General features: G+C 30.8%; 6 protein-coding genes and 1 riboswitch. Of the genes, 5 read left to right on the forward strand and 1 reads right to left on the reverse strand.

Annotation, left to right across the window (positions count from 1 at the left end; genetic code table 11):
- Positions 1-44: 44 nt before the first annotated feature.
- Both AYC61_RS21490 and AYC61_RS19415 read left to right on the forward strand, forming a co-directional pair.
- Positions 45-218: a hypothetical protein gene (locus tag AYC61_RS21490; protein ID WP_156456540.1), complete on the forward strand. Its 174-nt coding sequence runs from the start codon at positions 45-47 to the stop codon at positions 216-218.
- A 343-nt stretch (positions 219-561) separates the two neighbouring features.
- Positions 562-1,383: a type II CAAX endopeptidase family protein gene (locus AYC61_RS19415; RefSeq protein WP_066507106.1), complete on the forward strand. Its 822-nt coding sequence runs from the start codon at positions 562-564 to the stop codon at positions 1,381-1,383.
- Between the two features lie 102 nt (positions 1,384-1,485).
- Here AYC61_RS19415 and AYC61_RS19420 read toward each other — a convergent pair whose 3' ends face one another.
- Complete coding sequence (locus AYC61_RS19420; RefSeq protein ID WP_082760081.1) at positions 1,486-2,403, reverse strand: sirohydrochlorin cobaltochelatase; 918 nt, start codon at positions 2,401-2,403, stop codon at positions 1,486-1,488.
- A 176-nt stretch (positions 2,404-2,579) separates the two neighbouring features.
- A riboswitch (cobalamin riboswitch) is annotated at positions 2,580-2,764 on the reverse strand.
- Positions 2,765-3,000: 236 nt separating this feature from the next.
- Between AYC61_RS19420 and AYC61_RS19425 the strand changes: the two genes are divergently transcribed.
- The 3 genes from AYC61_RS19425 (at position 3,001) to AYC61_RS19435 (ending at position 6,425) form a co-directional block, all read left to right on the forward strand.
- Positions 3,001-4,437, forward strand: coding sequence for an NAD(P)/FAD-dependent oxidoreductase (locus AYC61_RS19425; RefSeq protein ID WP_066507110.1), 1,437 nt, complete (start codon positions 3,001-3,003; stop codon positions 4,435-4,437).
- A 368-nt stretch (positions 4,438-4,805) separates the two neighbouring features.
- Positions 4,806-6,062, forward strand: a complete 1,257-nt coding sequence (locus AYC61_RS19430) for an FAD-dependent oxidoreductase (RefSeq protein WP_066507118.1) — start codon at positions 4,806-4,808, stop codon at positions 6,060-6,062.
- 3 nt (positions 6,063-6,065) lie between these two features.
- Positions 6,066-6,425 (forward strand): DUF1667 domain-containing protein, encoded by a 360-nt coding sequence (locus AYC61_RS19435; protein ID WP_066507113.1) that lies wholly within the window; start codon positions 6,066-6,068, stop codon positions 6,423-6,425.
- The last annotated feature ends 245 nt before the right edge of the window (positions 6,426-6,670 follow it).

The raw sequence follows: 6,670 nt of genomic DNA on the forward strand, positions 1-6,670 counted from the left end.
TTTTTATGATAATATAAAGATGAAAAAATATAGGCATCAATGTCGTGGTCAAAAAATGTCTTGTAGCTTCTAAAGGATTTAATGGTTTGATTTCTTTAGGGTCAGTCGTTGTAAGTGCGAAGCTATTAAATGATGGAGATTCATTACCAAGTGGAGAGGGACACGAATCTGAGAATCTTTGCTGTTCCTGTAAAGAAGTAATTTTTATCATTTTATAGAAGCATTGAAAAAATTACTTCTTAAAAGTCACCTACAAAGAAACCTCAGATTGAGCCCTAGTGAATTTGTTGGTTGAAACAGTTACTAGAGCAGTTGATTACTGTTTGATTAGAGTAGATGTGATTAGAAAAAATTATATGAACAATCAATATTAACGCGACCTTAGACGCTTTTGTTTTAATCTATTACGAAGTAACAATATATTCCGAATATTATTATGTTTTAACAAAAAAGAGCGATATTTTACAAGAAATAAAAGGGTTTTGATAATAAATATAGAAATAATGTAGATGTGTGTATTTATAGATTGTTGAATTATATATATAAAGGGGGAGAAATTTCATGCATCTATCGATTAATAGTTTTTCAGAGTTTTTAATTGGAATTGTGATACTAGTTTTTTTGATTATTTTTTATAAACCTACTAAAGAGTATTCGCTTAAATATAAAGCTAAATGTAAAAAAATAGCAATGACTATTACAGCACTAAGTTTTGTTAATCTTATATTGATAAATATTACATATAAAAATTTGGACCCGTTTTTTGTAACAGGCTTGTTTTTAGGGTTGTTTATTAACTATGCTATATTAAAAGGAGAATTAAGAGTAGCACAATCATTATCAGATATAAATTGGTTAACAGGAAGCAGTTATTTGAAAGGAAAATTTAGTTTTAAAAATATAGATTGGGCGTTGATTTTTAAAACTAGTCTTATATTATTAATTTGGACAACATTGGTATTTGGTATTTTTAAACCTGAAATGAATGATAATTTAGCAGGGGATTTGTTGCAAGGATCAGGATCAAAATTGATTGCTGTAATAAATAATATTATAGTTATTTGCTTAATAGCACCTCTAAGTGAAGAAATAATTTATCGATTTTTTGCAATTAATATATTTTTACGTTGGTTTGGGAAAAAAAGAAAAATATCAATAGTGCTTGCTGTTCTTATTCCAACTATTACATGGATGTATTTGCATTCTGGAACTTTAGCTAATAACTGGATTAAATATGTTCAAGTATTACCAGCAGGATTAGCTTTTAGTTACATATTATATAAAAAAGATGTTGAGCATAGTATCTTAACTCATATGGTATTTAATATATCAGCCTTTTTTATTACATTTATTTTTTTGAAACTTAATTTTCTTAGAGTCTAAATGAAAAAGCCTGAGTTAGTATTAGACTCAGGCTTTAGTGAGGTTTTTAATGAGTGCTTACTTATATATAAATGTGGAAATTTCCTTTTTAAAAATATTATCTTATTCTGCTTCTTGAGTATTTAAAGAATCTTTTAGGTGCTGGATATATAAGTCTTGAACTCCTTCTATTTGACCTAAACCTTTTATTATTGGTTCTACTTTATAACCTTTGCTTTCTAAAATCATTTTCCATGAATCTTCTTCGTCTCCTGCCATGTCATTCTTTGCATGATCACCAGCTACTACCATTAGTGGCATTAAGTAAATTTTCTTGTAATTCTTATCTTTTGTAATATCTAATAGTGTATCTAATGATGGATAACCTTCTACAGTTCCGATATAAATATTATCATAGCCTTTATATTTGAATGTGTAATCTAAGCACGCATATGCTGAATTTGAAAAATGATGTGTACCATGTCCCATGAAGAATAATGCTTCATCTTCTTTAAGTGTTGGGATTTCTTTTGAAAGTACATCAACTAAATTCATGTAATCTTCAGGACTTGTTAACAAGGGATTACCAAATGTTATTTTTTCGAATTTATCTTTATAATTGTTAACTAATTCAAGGGTGTCGTGGTATTCAGCTCCATTCATTACATGTAGTGATTGAATGAGTACTTCACCATAGCCTTCACTTACAAGTTTTTCTAGTGCTTGCTTTACATTATCTATTTCTAAACCATCTCTTTTTTTCAGTTTGTTAATTATAAACTGAGATGTAAATGCTTTTTTGAAATCATAATCAGGAAATGCTTTTGCTATTTTTGCTTCTGTTGCTTCTATTGTTAATTTGCGTGTTTCATTGTGGCTTGTACCAAAGCTGACTACAAGTACTGCTTTTTTGTTTGGGTCACATTTAGAAACCTCTTTTTCATTATTTTGCTCTGTTCCTGTTGTTTTAGAATTAGAACAACCTGCTAGTAAACTAAAAGATAAAACTGAAACTAATAATAATAATAATAACTTTTTCATGTGTAACACTCCTCTTATATTAATATTTATTAGGGCAAAAATTATTTATTTGCCCTAATATAAATGGTAGGGGTTACTTCGTAGGGAACAACATAAAAAAACCGCCATAAAGGCGGTATTATAGACATAGTTAGTTTAGACTAAAATGCTATACTATACTTCCCACCGAAGTATGATTGTATATTTTCATAAAGGTAGGTCTTCCGACTCTTACTTATAGCTTGAATATCGCCTTCCCAAAATAATTCAGTGGCATTTTGATATCAAACAAGTAATTACGGCAGCGGGGGCTGTGCAAGAATTTCACTTGACTTCCCTTTTAATCACATTTATTATGTGAGCCTTTTGAAATATTTGTGTTCTGTTCGTTAATAGTATAACATCAAATAAGAGTAATGTCTACGAGTAAGTTAATAATTTATCAATATAATTTTATTTACAATAATAGTTTAATGTGCTATACTGAAATTAACAATAGAATATTGGCTAAGAGAATAGGAGAGCCGTTTCAAATTTTTCCATTAACTATGGGGAATATTTGTGACGGCTTTTTTGCTTATATAAATATTCTTAATACCATAAGTGGAGGGGTTTTATATGTATGATGTTGCTGTGATTGGAGCAGGTGTAATAGGAACTTTTATTGCAAGAGAATTATCTCGATATGATTTGAAAATTGTAATAGTTGAAAAAGATAATGATGTTGCAAATGGAACTACTAAGGCAAATAGTGCTATTGTTCATGCGGGTTATGATGCAGATTATGATAGCTTAAAAGGAAAACTTAATGCTTTAGGAAACTCTATGTTTGACAAAGTTTGTAGTGAACTGGATGTACCTTTTAAAAGAATAGGTTCTTTAGTTTTAGGATTTGATGATGAAGATATGAAAACCTTAGATAAATTATATAAAAATGGATTGAAGTTAAATATACCAGATTTAAAAATATTAAATGGTGATGAAGCTAGAGCTTTAGAACCAAACATTAGTGAAAATGTTGTTGGAGCTTTACAAGCGCCTACTGCGGGTATAGTTGGACCGTGGGAGCTTGCTGTTGCTTTAGCTGAGAATGCAGTTGAAAATGGTGTTGAAATAAGATTGAACAATGAGGTGAAAAACATCAATAAAACAACTGATGGTTATAAAATCACTACTAATGATGGTGAAATAGATGCAAAATATGTTATAAACTGTGCTGGTGTATATGCGGATAAAATAAATGCTATGGTAGCAGAGCCAGAATTTAAGATTACTCCGAGAAAAGGTCAATATTATTTATTGGATAAGAGTGCAGGAAATCTGTTTAACTCTGTAATATTCCAATGCCCTACTAAATTAGGCAAGGGTGTACTGATAACACCTACTGTTCATGGTAATTTGTTAGTAGGTCCTGATTCACAGGATATTGATGATAAAGAAGATATAAGTACTACATCTGATAGAATGAATCTTGTAAGAGAATATGCTGCTAAATCATGTGATAACATTCCGTTTAATCAAGTAATAACATCTTTTGCAGGGTTAAGAGCTGAACCAACGGGTGGAGATTTCATAATTGCTGAGGCTAAAGATGCAAAAGGATTTATAAATGTTGCAGGAATTAAATCACCTGGATTATCTGCATCTCCTGCTATTGCAGATTATGTTGTAAAATTATTATTTGATATTACTGGTGATATTAAAGAGAATAAAAACTTTAATCCTGTTAGAAGACCAGTGATAAGATTTATGGAGCTTACTGATGAACAAAAGGCTGAGGTAATAAAGAAGGATTCAAGATATGGAAGAATAATATGCAGATGTGAAAATATCACAGAAGGAGAAATAGTAGATATAATCCAAAGAAAAGTTGGAGCTAGAACTGTTGATGGAGTTAAGAGAAGAGCAAGACCAGGTATGGGAAGATGTCAAGGCGGATTCTGTGGTCCTAGAGTTATGGAGATATTAGCTCGTGAGTTAGATGTTGATATTTCAACTATTGTTAAATCTGAAAAGAATTCTTATATTATCACAAATGAAACAAAGACAAATTAGATTATAGGTAGATGCAAAATGCATATTAAATAAAATGAATAACTTTTAATGTTTAGCTCATAATTTTTTGGCGAGGGGAACCATCTTATAATCTTTGACGGCTGGGCAAGAGCTCGTTTTGAGTAGAGAACCAAAATCTATGATTTTGAGTGAATCACTTACTCCTAGGAATGCAGTGAGTAGAGAGCAACATATTTATTAAAGTGAGAGCGATGAAGAAACGAACTCTTGAAGTCACGCTTTCAAAGAAACATTAGATGTTTCCCTAGTGACTATATTGTTAGTTTTTGCAACAAATTTAAAAGTAGTATTATTGAGGAGTGTAGCATTTCGTAATTAACTAAATTGTGGCAGGAGGTATATCAATGTTGAATTATGATATTGTTGTAGTTGGCGGAGGACCCGCAGGTCTGGCAGCAGCTATCGAAGCAAGAGAGAACGGTGTAAAAAGTATATTAGTTATAGAAAGAGACAGAGAACTTGGAGGTATATTACAGCAGTGTATTCATAATGGTTTTGGACTTCACGTATTTAAAGAAGAATTAACAGGACCGGAGTATGCTCAGAGGTTTATTGAAAAGCTTAAAGAAATGAATATAGAGTACAAATTAGATACTATGGTTTTAGATATTTCTGATGATAAAGTAGTAAGTGCTATCAATTCAGTTGACGGCTTTGTAAAGATTAATGCAAAGGCTGTTATTTTAGCAATGGGTTGTAGAGAAAGAACTAGAGGTGCTATCAATATTCCTGGATATAGACCAGCTGGAGTTTATACAGCAGGTATGGCTCAAAGATTTATTAACATGGAAGGGTACATGGTAGGAAAAAAAGTAGTTATTTTAGGTTCAGGAGATATTGGGTTGATTATGGCTAGAAGACTTACTCTAGAGGGAGCAGAAGTTTTAGCTGTAGCTGAATTAATGCCATTTTCAGGAGGGCTTACTAGAAATATAGTTCAATGTTTAGAAGATTATAACATTCCTTTGATGTTAAGTCACACAGTTGTTGAAGTCAAGGGAAAAGATAGAGTTGAAGGTGTAGTTATTGCACAGGTTGATGAAAACAGAAAACTTATTAAAGGAACTGAAAAAGAATTTGTTTGCGATACTTTATTGCTATCTGTTGGACTTATACCTGAGAATGAAATATCTAAAAATGCAGGTATAAAGCTTGATAGAGTTACGTCAGGACCTGTAGTTAATGAAAGTATGGAAACTTCTATAGAAGGTGTTTTTGCAAGTGGGAATGTAGTTCATGTTCATGACTTGGTTGATTTCGTTACTGCTGAAAGTAAAAGAGCAGGTAAAAATGCAGCTAAATATGTTAAAGGTGAGCTTAAAGCTTGTGATAAATATATAACTTCAAGTGCGGGAAATGGTATCGGGTATATAGTACCTCAAATAATCAGAGAAGAAAATTTAGAAGATAATCTAGAGTTGTTTATGAGAGTTAGAAATGTATATAAAAATGTAAAAATGGAAGTCAAAGCTGATGGCAAAGTGATAAAGGAAATCAAGAAAAAACATTTAGCTCCGGGTGAAATGGAGATTGTTAAAATAGATTCTAATTTAATAAAAGGTAAGGATATAGAACAAATAACTGTATCTATAAAGGAGGCATAGTAAATGAAAAAAGAAATGATTTGTATAACATGCCCAATGGGATGTCATTTGACTGTAGAAGATGATAAAAGCTCAGAGAGTGGATACAAAGTATCAGGTAATATATGCAAAAGAGGAGAAAAATACGCTGTTGAAGAGTTGACTAATCCTACTAGAGTTATTACATCTACTGTTAAAATAGAAAATGGTATTTTAAAGAGATTACCTGTAAAGACTGATGGTGCAATACCTAAAGATTTGAATTTTAAATGTATGGAAGAAATAAATAAAGTTGTTGTAAATGCTCCAATATCAGTAGGAGATGTAATAATAGAGAATATATTAAACACAGGTATAAATTTAGTAGCATCAAGAAGCATGTAAAGTGAAAAAAAAGTTAGCGTAAAGTTATTGTAGGAAAAAATAAAAAAAGAAAGCACCCTTTTGTGATAATATAAGTTTGACAAAACAAATAAAACAAAAGGATGGTGCTTTCTTATGTATGATAGTATACTACATTTTAATGAATTTGGGGTAAAAATTTTAGAAAAAATAATAAAAACATTTATAGAAGACAAAACACAAACTATCGGAGATTTAGTAAACATGCTGAATAAACCGTTACAAGA

It is taken from the genome of Abyssisolibacter fermentans, assembly GCF_001559865.1.
Classification (GTDB): domain Bacteria; phylum Bacillota; class Clostridia; order Tissierellales; family MCWD3; genus Abyssisolibacter; species Abyssisolibacter fermentans.